The organism is Novosphingobium sp. 63-713 (assembly GCF_001898925.1).
Classification (GTDB): Bacteria; Pseudomonadota; Alphaproteobacteria; order Sphingomonadales; family Sphingomonadaceae; genus Novosphingobium.
The window spans coordinates 402922-423661 of record NZ_MKVS01000026.1 but is presented as its reverse complement, the minus strand read 5'-3'; the positions used below and the strand labels follow the sequence as shown (position 1 = coordinate 423661).

Below are 20740 nucleotides of genomic sequence, written 5' to 3'. Positions count from 1 at the left end.
GCTTGGGGCATGTCAGAGAAAATCCCAGAGATTTGCAAAGCGGATAGAGATCGGTCGGGCAGATCCGCGCGTGATGGTTATGGTCAGCACCAGCATGGTCGAACTGAGCCATACTGCCGCGGCGTTGACCTCGATCGCGATCTGATCGGTCAACAGCCAGCCAAGGGCATCAAGGGCATATTGCTCGACCTGCCGGGCCACCGAAGGAAGCGCCTTGGACCGCTCCAACAGCCAGAGCTTCGATCCAAGGGTAGTGTCAGCCCACCAGCCGCGCCGCAGCGACGTGCCATCCGGGATAACGTCGTCATCCCCGGCCGTCGCATCCGTGAAAAGGCTGATCAGGACCGAGGTGGTCAGGTCGTTGATGAATTCCAGGGTGTCGGTGTCGTCGACAACGGCGCCGACCAAAAGGCCATTTTCGTCAATGATCGGGGCATTGGTTTCATCAGTCCAAATGCGCGGCATGATCGGCTGAAAAACCCAATCCGCCTCGCCCGTGGCATTGTTCCAGCCGGTGATGATATCGGTCATGCGAGAGGCACCGGCTTATCGCTTCTGGCGCTTCCGCGCACGATTCCGCCATGATCATGGTCGTTATAGGTATCGCGAAGGGCGCCCAAAGCGACTTCATCACCACCGGTCAGAGCGGTGATTTCACCAGCCGCCTTTAAGGTTCCGGTGCATTCAACTTCCGGAATATCGAGCGTGAGTTTGCTGGCATTGTGAATGACGATCGGCAAACCCGCCGCGCTGATCTCCAATCCATCGGCCGTCATTTTTATCATGATGCCTCGCACATCGTACATGGCACTGTCGCCGGGCTGCAGTCCTTTAGGCCGCGACGGGCGATGGTTGGTCGAGATCGCGATCGAGCAGTTGCGATCGCCGCCAAGACGCAACATGAGAACTTCCGAACCCAGCGGTGGCACGCTCGTGAAACCAAAGGCGAACAGCCGTGAAACCTTGTCCAGGACACGGGCCATAAATCCGGATCCCGCAGCCTTCTCGGTTATCTGCAGCTTTTGCACTTCGCCGCTGTCGTCTGCTCCGCTCACAGATCCAATGCCGGCGATGTTTTCGAACCCTCGCATCATTGGCCATTCCCTTGGGCTATGTTCAAGCTGGCCGTGTTGACCGGAACGAGGGTAATTGGCTCCGGCGTAAAGGCGCTGGGCGGCATTGCAGTGATCTGCGCCGTCGTGCCGCGCTGTCCATCACGCCGATATGTCACCTCGGCAATGATCCAGTTCTGCCCGGCCTTTACCCCTGGCAACGTAATCGGAATGAGCGTGTTCGGAGACCACAGGGCGTCGGCGTCATCGCGCCAGCTATCAACCACAGCGGTCACAACATTTGACCGCCCTGCCCGTCGTGCGGCCTCCCAGTCAGCCCGCTTGGCGGTAAAGTCCTGCGGGTTTTCGGCCATGTATTCGGTCATCAGATAGGTCAGCCGATGCCGCGGAACCCCGGGATCCTTTCGCAGGTAGGTGAAATCACTCCCGCCGATCGCCCCCTGGGTATCTGCGGTGACGCTGGTAACCACATAGTCCGAGAACCGTTGATCCATGCTGCGTTCAACGGACCACTGCTCAACGTTTACACCCCACGCGATGCCGCTCGATGCCCGCCTTGTACCCGCGCCCGCAAGAATGAGCCGGCCAAGATGGTCTTCATAAGCCAGCAATCCGGCATTTCGCGCCACCCGCTGGATGATGGCTGCGGCCGTGTCGCCATAATTCAGGGCCCATTGGGGGATGGTTGGACCGGCCGATGATCCGCCGGCCAGCACAACGCTGATCCCATAGACCGTCGCAAGTTGGCTCGAGACCGTCAGCGCATTGCCGTTGATCATCTGGTGTGATGGCCATTCCGCGCCGCAATCGACCAGATCCTGTGTTTTGCCGCGCCCGGAGATCTCGATCGAATGGTTCGAAGCGTCGCCATAATCGCGGATGAAATCAATGTATCCAGTGATGACAGTGTCGTTCCCCAAACGAACGCTGCAGGAGTCCCCCTCCTTTACCGCAAGCGTTCCGCTGACGCTCGCCCGCACGCGAAACGAGGGCGGAAAGCCTTCGGCCCGCAAGGTAAGCTCGATCTCTTCCCAGCCCTGAAATTCCAGCCCGTTTGCAATCAGGACAAGATCGTTGAGCGCCGTCTTGGGTTTGGCGACAACCACGATATCGCTCATGATGCCAAAGCCTCAAATGTGAGCGGAAAGAACAGCGGGTGAATAGGATTGACCTGCCCGACCAGCTGATCGGCGCGTGTGGCATCGCCATAGAGCTGCTGGGCGATCAAAAGCGCCGGCAAAGGTTGGCCAAATGCAAATTCGCGCAGATCCGCCGCCGTGGCCGCCGCATCGCGCAGCATAACCACAATTGCCGCCCGACAATCCCGCAGCGCTGCATGAACATCATCCGCGCCCGCATCGGCGGCCTGCACGGCAAGCTTGTCCAGCACAGGGGCAATCTGGGCGATGCGGGCGGCGGCGTCATCCGTGCTCGATGGCTGATAGCGCGAAACGGCATCGGTCAAAGCCGCTGCGGCCGCCTGACAAACCATCAGGTCAACCAAGGCGGTGATGCTGGTACTGCCGCCCGACAGTGTCGTGGCAATCAGGCTGAGCAGGATACGGATAGCATCTGCCGGGTCAGCGCAGCAGTCGAGCAAAGCATCGATCATATCGGTGACGGCGGTGGCCAGATCGGTGATATCGGCAAGATCGACCGATGCCGCCAGGGCGGAGGTTGCAGCCGCCCGATCTTTAACTTCCTGCCGCAGAACTGATGCATCCGAAGTTAAGCCGGAGATGGTCTGATCATTGGCATAGGCGCTCTGGTTGGTAGCGATCAGGCCGCTGTTCGCGCCTAGGGCATAGCGCCCATAGGTCGATCCGCTGGATGCAATCAGCCCAGTTGCGATGCGATACAGCGCCGTGGCGTCATTGGCATACCAGAGGACGCGCGACACCCATCCCGCGATGCGTCCGACCAGATCGGTGCGGACGCCGGCTACGCTCAAAAGTCCCGTCGCCGACGCCAACAGGCTGGAAAACCCAATGGGTTTGCCAGAAATCAGGGCGAGCACGGTGGACTTGGCAAAGCTGATGAGCGCTTTGCGCAAACGGCTGCCTGCCGGTGTCAACGGGCGTATAAATTGGACGTCCCCCACCTGTTTCTGCAGGTTTGTGGTGGCGGCCGACGAAGCGACCGGATATTCCTGTTGCCCGGTTTCAACCGCCTCGATCTCCACCTCAGAGTAATTTTCGGCATCGAGGCCCTCGCCGATCGTCCATCGCAGCAGCGCCACCGTAATTTTGCCCAGCGTGGGATGGTCGAGCGTGCCTGGCCCCGGTTTGTCGCATGCAGCCAACAGGGCGGCGCGCTGCATGGAGACGCTGCTTCCGCCCAGCTTAACCGACCCATCCAGCACAAATCCGTGCAGGCGAAAGCGGCGGGCATCGCGGCCCAGATCCTCCGCCCAAGACACCTCCTTGCCGGGATATTGGTGCACGACAACGCGCCGCCCACCGGCCGATTGGTTCTCCACCACGGCAAATTTCGCGCCGCGAAACGCAGCGGGTGCAAGAGCCATCGATGCGCCTTTCGGATCAGTTTGCCATGGCGGTGCTGACCGCCCCGCCGTTGCTGCGCGCTGTCACCTTGGTCCCCGGAGGAGCGCCCTTCATTTCGACGGTAACATGGACCTTCGAAGGGTCCGCCACCCGCCCGACATAATTGCGGGTTTCCTTGAACGGGATCCGCCGGGCAAATTCCTCATTGCTGATCTCGCCCTTGTTGGGGTCGCCGAACCTCTGGCGCCATTTGTCCACACGGGCGGGCCCAGCGTTATAACCAGCGGCCGTCAGCACTTCATTGCCGTTGTAACGCTGAAACAGCTGATCGGCGTATAGCTGGCCAAGCTTGCGGTTATAGGCCGCATCGCTGCGAAAACGCTTTTCATCCCATGGGATGTTGTTCTCACGCGCCACCTGCTGGGCCGTGCCAGGCAGAAGTTGCGCAACGCCGATCGCACCTTTGGAGCTGACCTGATTCTGGCGCGAACCTTCGCCCAGATGCTCAATCCGCTCAAACAAAGACCCGCCCATTTTCTGCGCCTGCGCCCAGGTCCGGCTCAGAACACCTCCGGGCGCCGTTCCAGCATGAAAGACCCCTTGGCCGCCCTTGATGGCGGCATAAAGCAAGGGATTGCTGGTCATCATAAATGTATCGACGGCCTGCGAGAATGTTTCGCTGGCTTGTTTCAACACCCCCATGGCGGGTTTGAAATTGCCGCCTACGGCATCGGAGAATATCTGCGCGGCGGCGATTTCTTTGTCGAGAATGCCCTCTGTCATCGTCGCCGCTTTATGGCCTAAGATGCCTATGCCACGATCTTTGATTTGTCCTAGAGTCTGAAACTTTTCATTGTTTCGCTCGGCATCCTTCAGCGCGGCATCGGATTGAACGTTGCCATACTGTTTGACCTGAGCGAGATCGGCCTTGAGCGCTTTTCCGCCCCGATTCAAAAGCGGCAAAACCTCCAGCGGAATACCCAGTTGGTTGGCGATTTGGCGCTGGCCTTCAGGGTTGCGCTTGGAAATGGCATCAGACAGCCTGCCCAAGAAGTCCTCGTTCAGATCGAGGCTGCCGTCCTTCTTGCGCGGAATGGCGAGACCGAGACGTCGCATAACGTCATATCCGCCCGGATTGCTGCCATAGAGCGCGCCGTTCAAAGATTGCTCAATTCCGGCGATCGCCTGGCTGCCCGCGCCCTTTTCCGCTCCTGATCGTTGCGCTCCGGCTTCGAATGCCTGCAGGGTCTGGGCATTCACACCCCAGATCTTTGCAAAGCGGCTGATCTTTGCGGTATTATCAGCCCAGCTCGCCCCGAACTTTTGGCTCGCAATGGTGCCCGCCAGCAATGCGCCGGCAACCATCCCCACGCCTCCGGCCACACCCCCCAGCGCCAGCTCGAAGCCGCCAGCTTCGGTTGCCGCACCGGTCATGGCGCTCCGGAAAATGCCCAATGCATTACCGCCCTGGCTCAAGATGCCCCCAAGGCCGCCCGAAACAGACCGGGTGCCCAGCGTGCGCGCGGCGGATTGCTCCATCTGCGAAAATGCCTGATGGGCGGCTTTGGCATAGGAAAAGAGCGAACGCTTGCGACGATTGATGGTCGCTTCATCATCGTTCGCTGCCTGCCGATTGTTCCGCCTGATCTCGTCAGAAAGCCGACGCGAGTTTTTAGCGCCGGCTTTCGCCACTTGAGAAAGTCGTTTTTCGGCGGATTTCGCGCCGGGATCGGTCTGATCATGGGCGACAATGCCAATGCCGACTTGGGCTTCATCAGACATGGTCCGCCCACTCCAGCCAGTCGTTCACCTGACGCCAGGTGTAGGGATAAAGCTCGATCGGCAGCTTGCCGTGCAGTTGCCCGAGCAGACTCAGTCGGCGGCGCCAGTCGAGGGGGCGTCGATCAAAAAACGGGCAAGATACCCCGATGCCTGCTTGCCATCGCGCACGCCCAGGCTGCGAACCGCCGGTTCGGGGACGCCGGAAATCAAGGCAATCGCCTTGGCATCGGCCTTCCACCCCTCGTCCGCGCCAAGCTCGATCATTTCACCCACAGTGGGTTCGCGCAGGCGAAGCTCGGTATAGGTGATATCGCCCAGCGTTACCGGCTTGCGCAGCGTGATGACCAGCTGCTCCGGAATGTCGTCAGTTGCTTTGGCCATCTTACTGCTCCTTCACGCTAGCCGAGGAAAAGAGGATGTCAAAGGTACCGTCTTCGGTGTTGACCTTGGCCGGCTCGCCATCGCGCCAGGCGTTTTTGGCGATGATCACCTTGCCATTGGCCAGCACCGCCACCACCGTGACGCCATCGGCCGCATTGAGATCGGCGATCTTGAACGCATTACTGTCGCGGCCGGTCCAGGCGATATGGCCCTCGTTGGGCATTTCCTTGTAACCATGGACGCCGTCCTGCCCTTTGAGGGTTTCGCGGTTGGTGCTGCTGACCAGATAGGTGCCCGATCCGGCAACAGCATAATTTGTCCCGTCGATCGTGATAGACAGGGTTCCGGCAATGGCGGACATGTGGGCCTCCTTAGATCAGGCGGAACTGGAACAGCGTGGCGAACTGGCGCAGCTGGTTGATCAGCACGCCGGGCCACAGGACATTGACGCGATCGGGATTGGTCAGATCCTTTTCGACGATCAGGTTTTGCGCAAAGACGTCCGATTGCTGGACCAGCGCATAGTCCTCCTCGAGGGTGAGGTAGGAGGCGATGATGTCCGCCCGGATGACCGCAGGCGTGACCACGCGAGAGTTCGCCTTCACCCGCGTTCCATCGGCGGCCAGCTTCACGCGCGCATATTTGGTCTGGACCCAGCTGCGCATGAACCGCATGACGAACATCAGCGTGTAGAGCGTCTCGACATTCAGATAGGAATTGTCGGCCGCGCCTTGGGCATTGGTGACGTAGGTGGTGATGATCCGCTCCATCTGCACCGCGCCCGTGGCATCGACAAACCAGGTGGAGCATCCGCTATAGAGCAGCGTGGTGTTGCGGACCGGCTGAAGATAGCGCGAAGCCATAAGAGGGGCCAGAATGCCCTGCACCGGCAGATTTTGCAGCGGGATCCCCGGATCGTCGCGCAGACTTTGCGCGCCCGCACCGGCAAAGGCCGCCGCCCAGCCCCAGACCGGATTGGGCCCATCGTAAAAGGGGATGATCGTCAGATGCTGGTTGTTCTGCGCAGCTGCTGCTGCGGCAACCGTCCCTGCCGTGCCGCGCATGGCGGTCCAGACATGGCCGTAGATCTGCGAAAGCGGGTGCCAACGCCCGCCTGCGGTGTCGGCCAGAAAGGCCTTCAGCGCCGTCAGGGCGGTCGCGTCGGTTTGCGCGCAAACGATGAAGTCGAAGGTCTGATCCGACAGATTGGTCAACGGGGTCGTAAGCGCCGGATTGGTCGCGCCGCCGGCCATGGCCGTGATCGCGATGGAAACCCCGGCGGGCAGCGCTTCGCCGCCTGCAGTCCCAAGGAAGTTCACGCGCAGATCGATATCGTTCCCCAGCAGGCCCGCGTTGCGCGCCGTCACCGTGACATTGGCGCCGGTGGCCGAGGCCGTAACCGGCAAGCCGCAGGCAATCATCGAAGGATTGCCCGAAACCCGCCCGTCCGAGGCGTTAATGGCGGTCACGATGTTGCCAGCGATCGCGCTGGCCGTATCGCCGGTCAACACAGCGATCGGAACCAGCACGCCCGCCACATAGAGCGCGATCGTGCCGGGTGCGGTCGCCGTGCCGGTGACGGCCAAGGTGCCCGCGGCCGCGGTGGCGCCGCCCGCATCGGCCAGAGGCAGCGCCCAAACCTCGCCCGCGCCATCGTTAAGCGCATAATAGGCTGCCATCTGCGAGAGGATCGACCCCTTGCCCCCGCCGGTCACAGCTTCAGCCGCCGAAGCGACGCGCACCGGCGTTCCCGCCGTGTACGTGCCGCCGCTCAGGATCTGTCCGACCAGCAGCGTGCGTTGGGTCGCCTGGGCGGTGTTGGCCTTCGAGGGGTCGAGCTCGGCAAAGAACAGCGGGATCCGCAGGTTCGACGGCGTGTTTACGAAAGGCACGGTCATGCCATCATTCCTTTTCTTCGGTTACGGGCGCGGCCTCGACTTCGGCCTCTTCCTCAGCGACCTCGTCCTCGATCAGCAGCAGGTCGCCGTGCTCGATCAGCTGCGCGATCGCGAAATCGCCTTGGTCGTGGGGAATGCCGCGCACGCCATCGATTCGGCGGCGGGTTTGCGGATGCAGCACAAGGCGATCCGGGGCGCAGATGACGCGCATGGGCAGGCTCCTAGGGATTTAGGGGAAATTGGGCCGAAAGCGGCGGATGATTGGCGGCCGTCAGATCGATGTCATTCACGTCATCGGCGGAGACGGGCGCAAAACTGTCGGCGTCCTCGAAGAACTCCACCGCGAAATCCATGACGATCGCGGCAATATGCGTGGCACCCTCAGACGAAATGACCAGAGAGCTGTCGATTGATGCGATCTGCTGGATCCGCATGAAAAGCTCATGCGAGTTGACGATAGCGATCTCGATCTGGCGCTTGAGGAGCCAGCATGCGGCCTCGGCAATAGCTGCGCCGGCGTTGTCTTCACTGGCATAGGCTTCCACCTCGCCGATCACGCGGATCATGGCGGTGGTGGTGTATTGCGGCGAGCCCGAACGGCTTTGCGATTGACGCCTCTCGCGCAGGATCCGAAGTTTGATGATCGGCATCTGCCCGCGCACCGTCGGCCAGTCGCCCGGCTGAAACACCCGCGCGCCCGCATCGGTGGCCCCATCGGCGCGCAACTGGGTCTCGAACAGGCCGAGCAGGAGCTGCGAGGTAACGATCTCGTCGGGCGCGGGCCAAGGCATCAGGGCTGCGCCTTCATAAGTTTGAGCAGGATGTGGCCATGGCCATCAGGCAGGGGCCGCGCCACGACATAGGCGCTGCCGGTGGCGGTTATGGTGACCCGGTCGCTTTGGGCCGCCTCGATGCCGTTCAGCGCAGCGGCGCGGATGCCCAGCGTGGGGGTCTGAATAACCACCTCTTCACCGTCGACGATGTGGGTTTCGGTCGAAGCCTCATCCCACACCGCATCCGGAATCGGGATAGGCTGGCCCCCGCGCGGAGTATAGACAACCTCCTCCCCGAAAACCTTCATCGAAGGCCCGAGAACGAGGCTGTCCCAATTGATGGCCATGGCCGCCTGCCCTTAGGCGCCCTGGTGACCGGTGCGCAGCACTTCGGGGCGCTTGCAGATGAACAGCGGATATTCATACGCCTCCATCCGCCACCAGGAATTGCGATCGCGGTCGAAAATCGGAACGACATAGCGTTCGCGGCCGGGGGTATTGATCCAGTCGAAGCTCTCGCCCGGCGCCATGGCCTTCTCGAAAACGCCCGGCGCGTTGACCGGGAAGAACTTCACCTTGTCGTCGGGGATCTTGATCGTGGTGTTGTCGTCCGACCCGCGATAGTTGACCCAGTTGACCCCGGCAAAGGGGAAGCTTTCAAACGCCCCTCCCTTGCGCAGCTCGGTCGCGTCGGACCAGTTCTTATAGGTCTTTTCGACGTCGGGATGAGTGATGAAGGCGTCGAAGAAGCTGTCGCCGCACAGCCCCATGACGCTGGTGGCCGTGGTAAAGGCACCCTTGGACGAGCGGGCCATCGAGCGGACCATCGCGTTGATGATCGGGCGCAGCGTGTATTCGACCTTGGCATCGAGGTTGAAGGCGATTTCAGCCGGTTGGACAAAGCCAAATTCGTCGAACCAGTTGAACCAGACGCTGCCGTCGGCATCGAGCAGCATGCCCTGAACCGCTGCCAGACGCTGATATTCCTCGGTATAGTCCAGCACCGAGAGCAGACCGGTCGGGCCGCCCAGACGGCGCGCAACTTCGGTCTGCACCTGCATCAGAACGCTTTCCTGCCCAAATTCGCGGATGTTCTGCAGCTCGTGCGAATGGATCGTATCGCCGTTAAAGATGCGCGGCACGTCGAAATAGCGCATCCGGCGGCGCTCGGTCTGACGTTCTGCATTGGTGGGCTGGCCACGCTGGCTCAGAGGAACAACCGTCAGGATGCCGTCGCGCTCTTCCACCGCCAGCGCCGTGGTGCGGATCGGGTTGGGATTGAACAGCGCCTCGCCCAGATCGCCCAGCATGCTGGGCAGATGCGGGATGCGCTCGACCTGGCTGGTCAGCGCAACTTCGGAAAACGGATCCTGGCGGAAGATATTGATGATCGACATGGAGAGCTCCAAATGGGAGGCCACGCCAATCACGCGCGCAGCCCAAGGGGACGGGCAGCGCGCGCTGACCGGTTCAGTGGATGTTGAATTTTCGAGAAATCAGGTGGCGGCAGACCGCCCGCCAGGGATCAGACCGAGAGGATGCCCAAGGCCTTGAGCTGGGCCAGCGCAGCGGTCTGCTGCGGCGTGGTCGTGACGTTGGCGCCCCAGACCAGTTCGGCCGCCTGCACCTTCATCGGCCCGCGCACATTGGCCACCGCGCGCCGATCGGCGGAGGTGGCATCGCGATAACCGCTCCACAGGATCGCTGCGGCGTTCTGCAGACCGTTGGTGGCAGTGGGGTCGAACGGCCCATATTTGGTCGTGCCGGTCACCGTGATGGTAAAGCTGTCCGCCGCCGCGAAGGCCGTGCCGCCTGCCGTGATGGTGAAGCCCAGCCCGCCCGCGCTGAAGGCCGTCCCGGCAACGCCGTGCCCGACCTCGATGCCGGTCGGATCATTGACGATGAAGTGGGTGGCATCGTCGAATTCGACGGTATAAACGCCGATTTTCGCCGCATTGCCGACGGTGATCGCACCGAACGTGCCGTTGCCGGTGTTGGTGCCCAGCGCGGCCGCAACCCCGGCGGCGCCGGTGAGCTCAGCCCCCAGTACCAGACCGGCCAGGCAGACTCCGCTGCCCGAAACAAGGATGATGGCTTCGCGGGTCAGCATGCCGTCGCTGGGATCCCAGACGACATAGCCGCCCTCGCGGCGGTTTTCGGTAAAAACGGGATTGGTGGGATTGCCCATGACCGGGCTCCTTTCTCACAGATTAGGGGGAAGAGGCCCGGTGCAAAGGCCTGATGTTGGGCTGCTGATCAGCGCGTCTTGATGCCCGCTTTGGCGAAGGCCGCGCCCCAGCTGGCATCGACCGCCTTGCTGCCGGTGACTTCAACCTCGGTGCCGAGATTGGTATTGCGCTTCATGCGATCGGAGCGCGCATGGCGGTTTTGGCTGCGATCATGATCATCGTCGTCGCGATCATCGCGGCTCTTACGGACCTGTCCGCGCAGGGTGCGGATCGCTTCGGAGCGGGTCATGCGGGTTTCGCAGGCCAGACTGACGGCCAGCGGCAGATTGGCGGCGGCGGCGCTATGGCCAAGGATGGCGGCGATGCGCTGCTGTTCGCGGACGCGGGCCGACGCGCGGGCATTGCGGCCGTGCATTTCCTCGCGGCTGTCGTCCTCATCATCGTCATCGTCGTCTTCAGCCGCGCGGCGCGAGCGTTTGCCCTTGGACTTGTCGTCATCGCCATCGTCGTCCGGATCATCTTCCGATGCACGGCGCGAGCGCTTGCCCTTGGACTTGTCGTCATCGCCATCATCGTCGGGATCATCTTCGGAGGCACGGCGCGAGCGCTTGCCCTTGGACTTTCCGTCATCGCCGTCATCGTCCGGATCGTCTTCCGAGGCCCGACGCGAACGCTTGCCCTTTGACTTGCCGTCATCGCCGTCATCGTCCGGATCTTCCTCCGAGGCCCGGCGAGAGCGCTTGCCCTTCTGTTCGTCCTGATCCTCATCGTCCTCCGCCATGCGGCGGCTCGAACGGGCCAGACCGGCGAGATGCGCAAAGCGGCTCGTCCCGGCGGAAAGATTGCTGAAATTCATGGGTCACTCCGTGTTGGCGTCAGGCCAGATGCGGGGCCGGGCCCCCGTCAGAGCTGCTTGAGCAGCGCCCGGAACGCCTCATCCGGCGCGGCAACCGCGTCGGCGAAGCCAATGTCGACCCCATCGGCACCCAGAAACGTGCCGGCCTGAGTGTCGAAAACCTGTTTGCGGGTCATGCCGCGGTTGCGCGCCACCGTGTCATCGAACAGACGGCCGACCGTATCGACGTCGCGCTGGAACCGCTCGCGCGCCTCATCGGACAGGGCTATCATCTCGCTGCCCTCGCCCTTCAGCGCGCCTTTGGTGATCAGCGTGGGAGCCACGCCCATCTGCTTGAGGTAACCGGCGATCGACAGGTGGATGTAGATCACGCCCACCGACCCGGTACCGCCCGTGCGCGGCACCCACAGGCGCTTGGGATCGACGGCCGAGGCGATCGCATAAGCGGCCGAGAAGGCATTTTCGCCCAGAATGGCCGCGATCGGCTTGATACCTCGGGCGCCATAAATGGTGTCGACCAGGTCAAAGCAGCCGGCAACATCACCGCCCCCGCTGTCGATATCAAAAGCAATGGCGTCCACGGCATCATTGGCCAGTGCATGCATGAATTGATAGCGCACGCGGTCATAGCCCGACACGCCCAGGTAATCGCCATAGTGCCACAGCCAGCCAAGGCGCTGGATTAGGATGCCTTTGACCGGGATAACTGCCACCCCGCAAATGATGTCATAGGGGCATGCTTCGGCGCGTTCATTGCGGGGCATCCCCCATTCGCGCTCGGGTGTACCTCCCGGCGTGGTGGTCTCGAGCTTTTTAGCCTGATCGAGCAGTTGCATGACCAGAGGCGCGCATGATGGCGCCAGCGCCACCGGGGTGTTGAAAAGGCCGGTGATCAGATTGAGCGGCAAGCGCATCAGCGCGATCTCCTGCCTTTGGAATTGTGGTGGATGCGCCCGGATTGAAGCGAGAGGGGCTCAATCGGCGCGCCGCCGACAAACTCCGCCTGCGCGGGCAATTGCGTTTCGACCATGCGGCGCTCGATCTCGGCAGGGTCCTCGTTGACGCGGATGGTTTCCCCGCCGATCAGGCGCAGCGCACAACCATCGGGCGCTTCGGCCAGATAGGCGACGGCGGAAACCGCAACGCGCAGAGTCATGAGGCCGCCAACACGGGTGACGTCGAAAAACATTATGGCTGTTCCGTGCTGGGCGCCTGCGCGGCCTGGGTGGCGGAGTAATCCTGTCCAAACCAGCGCGGCGCGGGCAGGCCCAGTTCCTTCATGCGATTGTATTCGATCGCCCGCTGTTCGAGGTTTTCCTCCCAGTCGGAGCCCTGCCGCGCGCATTCGTCTTCCATGGTCGACAGACCGGCATCGAGGCCGAGCACCACGCCTTGCCGTTCCGCCACCGGATCGACCCAGCCGCGCGCCGCGCCCAGCCAGCGGCCGCGCGAATAGGCAGTGCGATGTTCGATATAGGACGGCGCATTGCGCGGCAGCGGCAGCAGGCCGCGTTCGAAAGGCTCCTCAAGCCAGGTGGCGACAACCGGCGTCGCCGTGTTCTGGCTGAAATCCTCGCAGCGCCGCGTGTAGGTTTTTTCCGACTGGACGATGCCTGCGCGCGCCGATGACCAGCTGCTGTCACCATAGTCGTTGTGGATTTCTTCGGCCGATGTACCGAGGCAGACCGAAACGGCACGCAGCATTTCATGCGCGAAAGGCGTCATGTCCTGCTGGCCGCCGCCGGGGGCAACAGACTGGATCTTTTCGCCCGGCGCCAGCGTGGCCAGTTTTACGCCATTGACCTGCAGATCGCGTTCGGCATGGAAATCGGCGCGCATGTCCTGGTACCAGCCCAGCGCCTTTTCTTCCTGGTCCTCGTCCTCCAGCGCATTGCGGATCATTTCAGAGTCGAAGGGGGATTCGATGTAAATGCCGAAGGCTGCGGCAACATTCTCCGCCTGGAGCTTCACGCCATAGAGGCGGGCAAGCATCTTGAGCTTGCTGATGACCGGCGCGAACACCGACACGCCGCGGCTTTGACCGAACCGCTCCGGATCATAATCATGATAGACCCGGCGCCAGCCATCCGGATCGACCCGCTCGACCCGTTCCCACTGCATGCTCTGAACGGAATTGTACCAGTCGTACTGGTGGGCCTGCCGAAAATGATAGGCCAAATGAACCTGATCATCGTCCAGCTCGACCCCGCCGCGCAGATAGCGGGTGTCCGGCGCCTGAAACGGGTTGGACAACAGATCCGGATCGATGCCCTGAATGCAGGTTGCCCATTTCGCCGCGCCGGGCGCAATCCGGTCGGGGCGCCAATGCGCCATCAACACGCTTTCGCCATCGACCAGCTTATGCCCCAGCGCCACGCGGAAGATCTGCGACAGGGTCATTTCCTGCGTCAGGTCAGCATAATGGCCGACATCATCCGCCCAATCGCGCAGGAGGGCCTCGAGCGCCTGGCGGTACTCGGCAGCCCAGACGGCATCGAAGCCCTTCGCATGCAGCGACAGAACCCTGTAATCGGGCTTTGCAACGAACCGATAGGACGCGCCGATCGTGGAATCGAGGATCCTGCTGATCGCGCCCGAAACCCACGGGTCGTTGCGGCGCAGATCGCGCACCCGCGCGGCCATGCGGTCGCGATAGATGTTGATCTCTGAATCGGGTGACCGGATCCAGGGATACCAGCCGCCCAGCTCCTTCGAGCTCCAGTCCGCCCCGTCATAGGGGAACCATTGCGGCGTCTGGCCGGACAGCGATCCGCGCATGCGCCCCCGGCCGCCCCTCGCGCCTTCACGGATACGCGCGATGTCGTTTGAGGAAATCACTCGTCCCTGATTGTCGAGAATGGCGGGTGGCGATGGCATCAGAAACGCACCCCGATTGCCCGACGCGGGCTGCAGATGATGCCCAACTGCGCCTGCAGCTGGCGAATGGCTATGGTGAGCTGGGCAATATTGGTGCGGTCATAGGTGACCGATTTACCGCCCTCGCCCTGCGTGTAGGACGCGCTGACGACCTTGGCGCCCGACATCAGGTCCAGGTAATCCTGCTGCATCTGGGCCAGTCGAGCCTGCAGGACGGACGTATCCATCCCGGCAAGCACACTGGTCTGCGGGTTGAAGCGCATGGCATTCCTTCAGGCGAGACGGCGGCCCAGACGGCGGGCATCGGGGCGGCCCCGGCGGGGCGGAGCTGCGGGCGGCGGTAGTGGCGGAGGGGGCGGCGGTCGCGTCGGCGCCGGTGATGATGGATCGGGCGGTTGGGGGGCCGACGGCGGCGGACCTTGGTCGTCCGCTTCCGGCATCTGGGCCCCGGCGGTGCCCGGTGTGATGACCGCGCCGACATCGTCGGCCAGTCGATTGAGTTTCAGCCCCATGTGCATCAGGCCATGGAGCGCGGCATAGGCATAGACGCGGCAATCAAGCGCCTCGTTCGCGCGGCCGGGTTTGGGAACCCATTTGCGCCGGCGCAGCGATCCATGCCCGGTCCATTCGATCTGTTCGGCCGTCAGCTGGGCAAAGCGGTTGACGTCGGTCTGCACGTTGAAGTGCATGTAACCGGGGCCAGGCTTTGTCTTGCGCAGCGCGGCGTGAACAAAATCCTTGGCTGCGTTGACGCCGATGATGATCGGCCGAAACGACTTTTTCGAACGCGAACTGGGCCGCTTGATAGGCCAGACCGGGTTGGTATGCCCGGTCCTTGCGCTTTCCCCCTTGATCGCCCAGACCTTGCGGCCGAGGCGCGCCTTGGCAAAATTATAGACCGCGTCGGTATGGTGGCCGCCGGAGTCAATGCAGACCGCCCGCGTGGTGAACGGGCGCCCATCCGCCCGAAACCAGACCCGCGCGAGATAGGCGTCGATCTGGGCCTGCACTTCGGGATCGGAGATTTCGCCGTCGATGACATGATAGTCGATCGACCAGCTTTCCTCATTCCGGCCCCAACCAACATTCTCGATCTCGACGCGGTAATCCTGGACGTCGATGCCGGTGGTCATCACCGCCACGCCGTCGGGCACTTCGGCTTCCCAGATCTCGCATCGCGCGGCCAGCGCATCGAGGGAGATCTCCGCCCCGACATTGCGCTTGTAAGGCAGCGCCGCCTGCGTGTTCCACCAGGGCTGAAGCTTGTCCTCGTCGCCCTGCGCCTTGATCCACTTTTTCGCGATCATCGCGGGCCTGTCGCGGTCCCACGGGCTGTAGAGCTTGCTGGCCTGAAAGCCCGCATGCTCGTTGGGCACCGCCCAAGTGCCGCAATGGACACATTTGGCGCGATAGACCGCATGGCGGTTTGACGCCCACCAGTCCCAAACCTGATCGACCGGATCGCGCCGGCCGTTGCGCCAGGTGCTGGCATAGGCGTCCAGCGGGATCTGCTTTTCGCCACAGCAATCGAACGGCCGGGTCTGATGCCAGCGGATCGTGTTCAGCGCGCGGCGGCGTTCGGCCTCGGTCCAACCAACGCTGCATGCCTCGCAATGGATCGCCGCTGTGTCGGTCTTGTGCTGGCCGTCCTCGGTCTTGTCCCAATGGACATGGTCGAAGAAGTCCAGAAACTGGCGATGGCCGCAATGCGGGCAAGCCACGCTGGCGCGGCGCTGGTCGCTATCGAGATAGGACTTCTCGATATTGCTCTCGCCTTTGACGGTGGGAGAGCACACGCGGATCGACAACCAGTTGGCAAAGGACGCCAGACGCTCATCGCCGATGTCCATCGCCAAGCCTTCCCGGGTGAGCGGGTACTTGTCGATTTCGTCGTACATGATGATGCGCAGCGGGCGGCGCGCAAGGTTGTCGGCACTGCCGGCGCCGACCAGGGCAAGGAAGCCGCCCGGGAAGGCCTTATAGTCAATTGTCTCCTCAGAATTGCGGCTCTTGCCCGAGCCGATAATCTTGCGCAGCGCCGGGGTGGCGTTGATGAAAGGGCCGATGCGCTCTTTGCTGAACTGCTCTGCCGCGTCGTCTTTGGGCTGGACGATCATCATCGGCGCCGGATCGAGATCGGCATGATAGCCGAAGACGTTCTCGATCAGGCTGGTCTTGAGCAGCTGAGTCGCCACCATCGCAGAGATGATGTGAACCCCAGGCTCTGTGACCGCCAGCATCGGCCCGCGCGCGATTTCCACGTCGCTGGTGCGCCACTGGCCCGCGGTGCTTCCGGCGCCGCGCGGCTTGACCCGTGTGGTGTCGGCCCATTCAGGGATGCTGATCCGAGGCGGCGGGCGCCAGCCCAGCCGGAAGTGCTCGATCAGCCGCCTATTCTGTATCTCCTTCCGAGAAGTCCGGCTCGGGCTCGCCAAGGGCTTCGAGCTGCTCTTGGACATAGACGTTTAAAGCCTCGACGACACGGGCCGTCTCAATGCCCAGATCTGCCGCGAGCAAAGGTCCGATTTTGACCGGCCAGGTGATCCACGAATCGCGCTGTTGACGGGCCAGCTTGAAAAAGACTTTGCCCGCCCGCTCGATCTCGATCAGCTCGCCGGCGTCGCGGCGCAGGCTGAGCAGCTGGCGGGCAGCAAGGGCATTTTCCTTGATGCGCTGCGCGTTGACCTGCGAGGTATATCTGCCCTGCTCGAGGTCGCCCAGGAAGTCATCGATCTGGGAGGGATCGTACTGGTCTCCATACCCGTCAACCGCGTTGCCGTCGGGGTCAACCGCATCGGGCGAAGGGTCAACCGGTTGACGCCTGCGGTCAACCGGAACGGCATCGGTTGACGGGCGTTTGAAATTGCCGAGCCCGGCATCGCGCATCCGTCGATCAGACTTTTCGACATCGACCAGATCGCCGGAAAAGACCAGAACTCCGCGACTTTTCCATTTGCTGGCAGCTTGCTTTGAAGCGCCATGAGCTTTGGCGTATTGGGCGAGCGAGCAAGTCGTCATGGGGTCAACCGTCAACCGTCAACCGGATTTTGGGGGTCGTAGCTGGGGAGACGACGGGGTGCGCAATTCCCCACGTAGCAGATGGGCCTAGGAAGGACCCAAAGCCCCCCCGGGGGGTGGGGGCGCCGCCGGTGAGCGCGGTGCCGGCACCGGCGGGCGCCTGTTGGGTCCCGGCCGATCAAGACGAAACATGGCGACCGGATAAGCATCAATCTCATCGACCATAACGATGCGCGGAATTCGCGGCTTGCCTCGAAGCAATTGGACCATATCGATCACCTCTTCTTGGTCGCCAGCGCTTTGCGGAACGCCGCGTCAAACTCGCGCTTAGCATTGGCGCGGACATAGGCCCGCGCGGTTTCGTAAAACTCGAGATGCTTCGGCGCTTCGGACGTGCCTTCGAACTGGACGAGTAGCTTCAGAGTTGTCCTCACGCCTCCGATCAGGCTTTGGTTGTTGCCCTTGGTGCCATACTCGCCGCCACCTTTACTCCGCTTTCCACGCTTAACCTCGAGCCCCTTCCCCGCGCCAACGCCACGCTGCCAAACACCCGACACGATCTCACCGCTCTTCTTGAACTTGATCTTGCCGACGAAAACATCTTTCCGGCCCTGATATCGCTTCAGGGCATTGCGAGGCAGGTTCCCATACTGGTTCAGCGTCGCCTGGCGCGGTGCGAGCATCGCCCGCTTTTTGCCAAGCCACCGGTCGCCGCCATCGACATAGGGTTCAAGATATTGCGCCTGAATGTCCTTGGCGCGGACATAGGCAATGGGCATCCGCTTCGTAGCGGCCGTCACACGCCAAGCATTTTGCGTGAAGGGCGTCGGGTTCTCAAAGGTTTCCTTAACCTCTTCCCGCTCGAGATCCGCCACACCGCGCGCCAAGGACGTCAGGGCCAATGCCGAAGCAAACGGCACCTCGTCTGCGCGAAGCGCGAAAAGGGCGCGCTGCATGCCCGACAGATCTGCGCGAAAGTCGATCGACAGCATCAGTCCGGATTGCCGATATCAATGGCGGGACCGATCTCAGAGCGCAGTGCTACCTCTTCCCGCCGATTTTGCGCAAAGGCGAGCACACCGAGGGCTGCACGCCCGGCTTCCAATTCGCGAACGATCTGGCGCACGGCGTTGCGCGTGATCGGGATCCGCTCCTCACCTGGACCGTCACTGGCGAACTGACGCAACACCTGCAGGTCGATCATGCTTGGCCTCTGTTGCTGCGGAATGCCTGGCGAATGCCCGATGCGATCTTTGCGCCGCGTTCTTCCAGCTCATTGAAATGATCCGCGCTGCGCACGCCCGCCCCCAGATCGGACAGCAGCTGATCGAGGTCATGGCTGAGCGGCGAGAGCTGCCGCGCCACGGCCGCGCCGGGCTTTGCATTGGGAATGGGTTTCACGGCGCAGCCCCAGAAACGACAAAACCCGCCAACCTTGCGGTGGGCGGGTGCCGGATGCATTTCGTGCTGCTGTTGATTTGCCAGTTACGTGACCGTTTTGGATGTCCGGTTTTTGTCCGCATTGACGAGCACCGGGATAAACCAGAGATGCCGGATACGCATCTACCTGAAAAAACGGGAGGCCACACTGCCCAAAAATTCGGTCATCTGCTCCAGTGTCTCGTTCAGGCCCTCGATGCTTTTTCCAAAAAGGCCAGCTGTCAACTCAGGCGAGGCGGCCGAAATATTCCTTAGATGAGCGATCCGGTCACGGAAGCTTTTACCATTGTCATTACGCCATAAAAACCGTCCAGGTGGCACCCAGAACCGCGATCCGTTTTCCTTCATGGCTGGAAGCATTTGATAACCAGCTTCAGCTGCGATCACAAACTCACTGTCGTCCCAAATCGCATCTGCCTCGTTGGGTCCGACGACGATGTCCTTGGCTTCTAATTCAAAAATCTTGAAGAAAAAATCGCTATGGGGTGTGTTACGAGTTTCGAAACCTTCAAGAAGTTTCCAGTCGATTGTCTCAAGGGCGGCGATGGGTAGACAACTCACCGCAGGACGGCTTTCGTCATATTTCGCGTGGATCGTCATATGCATGAGTTGGGCGGCCCGTTCATACCCATTTGCACGAAGGAGCGAAGCCGAGACTCCCCAATGAAAGCACATTGCCGCACCAAGCATGCGGAGTGATATAACGTAAGTATATCCCGACCCATCCATATCGCGAAAGGTGATGGCTGTGATGGCGCGTAGTATCGTACGGAACGCTTCGTCGGTACCCCATCTTGTTCCTATCAAGACAAGTCTGCGCAGGCCCTCTGCTTTCGTAACGATACGCTTTACTAGATCGTTGATAGACTGCTTGTCCGGCGTTCCTTGAAAAAAGTCCGGACCACGTACCCAGTCTGAAAACAGATCGACTTCATGAGCAATCAAGTCGCTCCACTCTGCAGCATGCCCGTCATCCCTGCACATTTTTTTTGCCGTGCCGATCAGAAGCGCCATTGATTCTGGATGAACACGGTTCATGGTGGCAAGAGCGTCTGTCTTGGCCATCAATTGTGTAAAGAAACTGTCTGCATCGGTAATTTGGATCGTCTTACCCGCTCGATGGGCTAGAAGGTCTGCGCCAAGGACCGATAGCTGACCGCGGGAAGCCCAATAAAAAGGATACCGTCGGTTGGGGGAACGAATGATTGCGGCGCGCAGCGCCGTGTCCCAGTCGCCAGACCATCCTACAATGACCAGGCCGTATTCATCGAACACCCGGTCAACCAGAGCATTCATCGCGGGAGAATACGTCTCTAATTCGTCCTGTGTATTCTTGATACGTGCGTCCATGTAATCGCCGTGCACTTTGATGATAGTGCACCGGGAATGAACGAGCGGAGTCGCACCAACAATAGCATCGTCTGAAGCAATTACCGTCGGTTCGACACCGACATCGCGAAGGGCATTTTCAAGTAGGCGATCGAAATTAGTCGTTACAATCACCCGGATCGTACCGACGGCCACGAGGTTCGCTATCGCCCTGTGAGCTACTGTCGGCTGGTAAGGCTCCTCGCCATCCCTAGCTTCAACATATGCATGAATGATCGACCGCCGCTCCGCTGGAGTTGAAGCAATAGCATCCAAAATATCGGAATAGCTGGGCTCCTGCCCGTAAGTCTCCCGATACCATGCAGACCAGTCGACCTGATCCACCACGCCCCGAACACTGCCAAGGCGGCGTATCAGATCAAGGGTGATTTCCCAACCCGTGGGCACGCCAGCGGAGCGGGATATTCCGCTGCCAATCAGGAGGGCTTGGACCCCTGGGGAATGATGGAGCGAGAGGGCAAGGGAATCAATCGGGGCGATTTCGATCATTGGCATAGAGTATTCGTAGCGCCTTCAGGATTTCGTTGGAACCCACTCCACTCAAGTTACTTGGGATGCCT

At 61.5% G+C, this 20740-nt stretch carries 24 protein-coding genes; all 24 read right to left on the bottom strand.

All coding sequences use genetic code 11. From position 1 onward, the window contains the following. Positions 1–12: 12 nt before the first annotated feature. Positions 13–531 (bottom strand): phage GP46 family protein, encoded by a 519-nt coding sequence (locus BGP00_RS12840; RefSeq protein ID WP_292689578.1) that lies wholly within the window; start codon positions 529–531, stop codon positions 13–15. Continuing rightward, positions 528–1094 carry a phage baseplate assembly protein gene (locus BGP00_RS12835; protein ID WP_292689577.1) on the bottom strand — a complete coding sequence of 189 codons (567 nt, stop codon included), beginning with the start codon at positions 1092–1094 and terminating at the stop codon, positions 528–530. The genes BGP00_RS12840 and BGP00_RS12835 overlap by 4 nt, the downstream gene beginning before the upstream one ends. Further along, positions 1091–2191 carry a phage baseplate assembly protein gene (locus BGP00_RS12830; protein WP_292689576.1) on the bottom strand — a complete coding sequence of 367 codons (1101 nt, stop codon included), beginning with the start codon at positions 2189–2191 and terminating at the stop codon, positions 1091–1093. The genes BGP00_RS12835 and BGP00_RS12830 overlap by 4 nt, the downstream gene beginning before the upstream one ends. Then, entirely contained in the window at positions 2188–3597 is a 1410-nt protein-coding gene (locus BGP00_RS12825) for a DNA circularization N-terminal domain-containing protein (protein ID WP_292689575.1), read from the bottom strand. The genes BGP00_RS12830 and BGP00_RS12825 overlap by 4 nt, the downstream gene beginning before the upstream one ends. Before the next feature lie 16 nt (positions 3598–3613). Continuing rightward, the gene (locus tag BGP00_RS12820) at positions 3614–5359 is read right to left on the bottom strand and encodes a transglycosylase SLT domain-containing protein (protein WP_292689573.1); all 1746 of its coding nucleotides are present in this window, start codon (positions 5357–5359) and stop codon (positions 3614–3616) included. Positions 5360–5449: 90 nt separating this feature from the next. Next, entirely contained in the window at positions 5450–5740 is a 291-nt protein-coding gene (locus tag BGP00_RS12815; protein ID WP_292689572.1) for a phage tail assembly protein, read from the bottom strand. A gap of 1 nt (position 5741) precedes the next feature. Beyond that, positions 5742–6101 carry a phage tail tube protein gene (locus tag BGP00_RS12810; protein ID WP_292689570.1) on the bottom strand — a complete coding sequence of 120 codons (360 nt, stop codon included), beginning with the start codon at positions 6099–6101 and terminating at the stop codon, positions 5742–5744. A gap of 10 nt (positions 6102–6111) precedes the next feature. Beyond that, entirely contained in the window at positions 6112–7638 is a 1527-nt protein-coding gene (locus BGP00_RS12805) for a phage tail sheath subtilisin-like domain-containing protein (protein WP_292689569.1), read from the bottom strand. 4 nt (positions 7639–7642) lie between these two features. Further along, positions 7643–7849: a hypothetical protein gene (locus BGP00_RS12800; protein ID WP_292689568.1), complete on the bottom strand. Its 207-nt coding sequence runs from the start codon at positions 7847–7849 to the stop codon at positions 7643–7645. Between the two features lie 10 nt (positions 7850–7859). Next, positions 7860–8429, bottom strand: a complete 570-nt coding sequence (locus BGP00_RS12795; protein WP_292689567.1) for a hypothetical protein — start codon at positions 8427–8429, stop codon at positions 7860–7862. Next, complete coding sequence (locus BGP00_RS12790) at positions 8429–8758, bottom strand: hypothetical protein (RefSeq protein WP_292689566.1); 330 nt, start codon at positions 8756–8758, stop codon at positions 8429–8431. The genes BGP00_RS12795 and BGP00_RS12790 overlap by 1 nt, the downstream gene beginning before the upstream one ends. A gap of 12 nt (positions 8759–8770) precedes the next feature. Beyond that, complete coding sequence (locus BGP00_RS12785) at positions 8771–9808, bottom strand: major capsid protein (RefSeq protein ID WP_292689565.1); 1038 nt, start codon at positions 9806–9808, stop codon at positions 8771–8773. Between the two features lie 128 nt (positions 9809–9936). Then, positions 9937–10599 (bottom strand): head decoration protein, encoded by a 663-nt coding sequence (locus BGP00_RS12780; protein ID WP_292689564.1) that lies wholly within the window; start codon positions 10597–10599, stop codon positions 9937–9939. A 68-nt stretch (positions 10600–10667) separates the two neighbouring features. Then, positions 10668–11456 carry a hypothetical protein gene (locus tag BGP00_RS12775; RefSeq protein ID WP_292689563.1) on the bottom strand — a complete coding sequence of 263 codons (789 nt, stop codon included), beginning with the start codon at positions 11454–11456 and terminating at the stop codon, positions 10668–10670. A 47-nt stretch (positions 11457–11503) separates the two neighbouring features. Next, complete coding sequence (locus BGP00_RS12770; RefSeq protein ID WP_292689562.1) at positions 11504–12370, bottom strand: S49 family peptidase; 867 nt, start codon at positions 12368–12370, stop codon at positions 11504–11506. Beyond that, positions 12370–12612 carry a hypothetical protein gene (locus BGP00_RS12765; protein ID WP_292689561.1) on the bottom strand — a complete coding sequence of 81 codons (243 nt, stop codon included), beginning with the start codon at positions 12610–12612 and terminating at the stop codon, positions 12370–12372. The genes BGP00_RS12770 and BGP00_RS12765 overlap by 1 nt, the downstream gene beginning before the upstream one ends. A gap of 32 nt (positions 12613–12644) precedes the next feature. After that, the gene (locus BGP00_RS12760) at positions 12645–14333 is read right to left on the bottom strand and encodes a phage portal protein (RefSeq protein ID WP_292689560.1); all 1689 of its coding nucleotides are present in this window, start codon (positions 14331–14333) and stop codon (positions 12645–12647) included. Then, positions 14333–14596: a gpW family head-tail joining protein gene (gpW, locus tag BGP00_RS12755; protein WP_292689559.1), complete on the bottom strand. Its 264-nt coding sequence runs from the start codon at positions 14594–14596 to the stop codon at positions 14333–14335. The genes BGP00_RS12760 and gpW overlap by 1 nt, the downstream gene beginning before the upstream one ends. A gap of 9 nt (positions 14597–14605) precedes the next feature. Beyond that, on the bottom strand, positions 14606–16768 hold the full coding sequence (locus tag BGP00_RS12750; RefSeq protein WP_292925757.1) for a terminase gpA endonuclease subunit: 2163 nt from the start codon (positions 16766–16768) through the stop codon (positions 14606–14608). Beyond that, positions 16725–17351, bottom strand: a complete 627-nt coding sequence (locus BGP00_RS12745) for a hypothetical protein (RefSeq protein ID WP_292689557.1) — start codon at positions 17349–17351, stop codon at positions 16725–16727. Before BGP00_RS12745 ends, BGP00_RS12750 begins: the two co-directional genes overlap by 44 nt. 275 nt (positions 17352–17626) lie before the next feature. Next, positions 17627–18343 (bottom strand): hypothetical protein, encoded by a 717-nt coding sequence (locus BGP00_RS12740; RefSeq protein WP_292689555.1) that lies wholly within the window; start codon positions 18341–18343, stop codon positions 17627–17629. Beyond that, on the bottom strand, positions 18343–18555 hold the full coding sequence (locus BGP00_RS12735; RefSeq protein ID WP_292689554.1) for a hypothetical protein: 213 nt from the start codon (positions 18553–18555) through the stop codon (positions 18343–18345). The genes BGP00_RS12740 and BGP00_RS12735 overlap by 1 nt, the downstream gene beginning before the upstream one ends. Further along, on the bottom strand, positions 18552–18752 hold the full coding sequence (locus tag BGP00_RS12730) for a hypothetical protein (RefSeq protein ID WP_292689553.1): 201 nt from the start codon (positions 18750–18752) through the stop codon (positions 18552–18554). The genes BGP00_RS12735 and BGP00_RS12730 overlap by 4 nt, the downstream gene beginning before the upstream one ends. Positions 18753–18914: 162 nt before the next feature. Next, positions 18915–20669, bottom strand: coding sequence for an SIR2 family protein (locus tag BGP00_RS12725; RefSeq protein WP_292689552.1), 1755 nt, complete (start codon positions 20667–20669; stop codon positions 18915–18917). Positions 20670–20740: the final 71 nt, after the last annotated feature.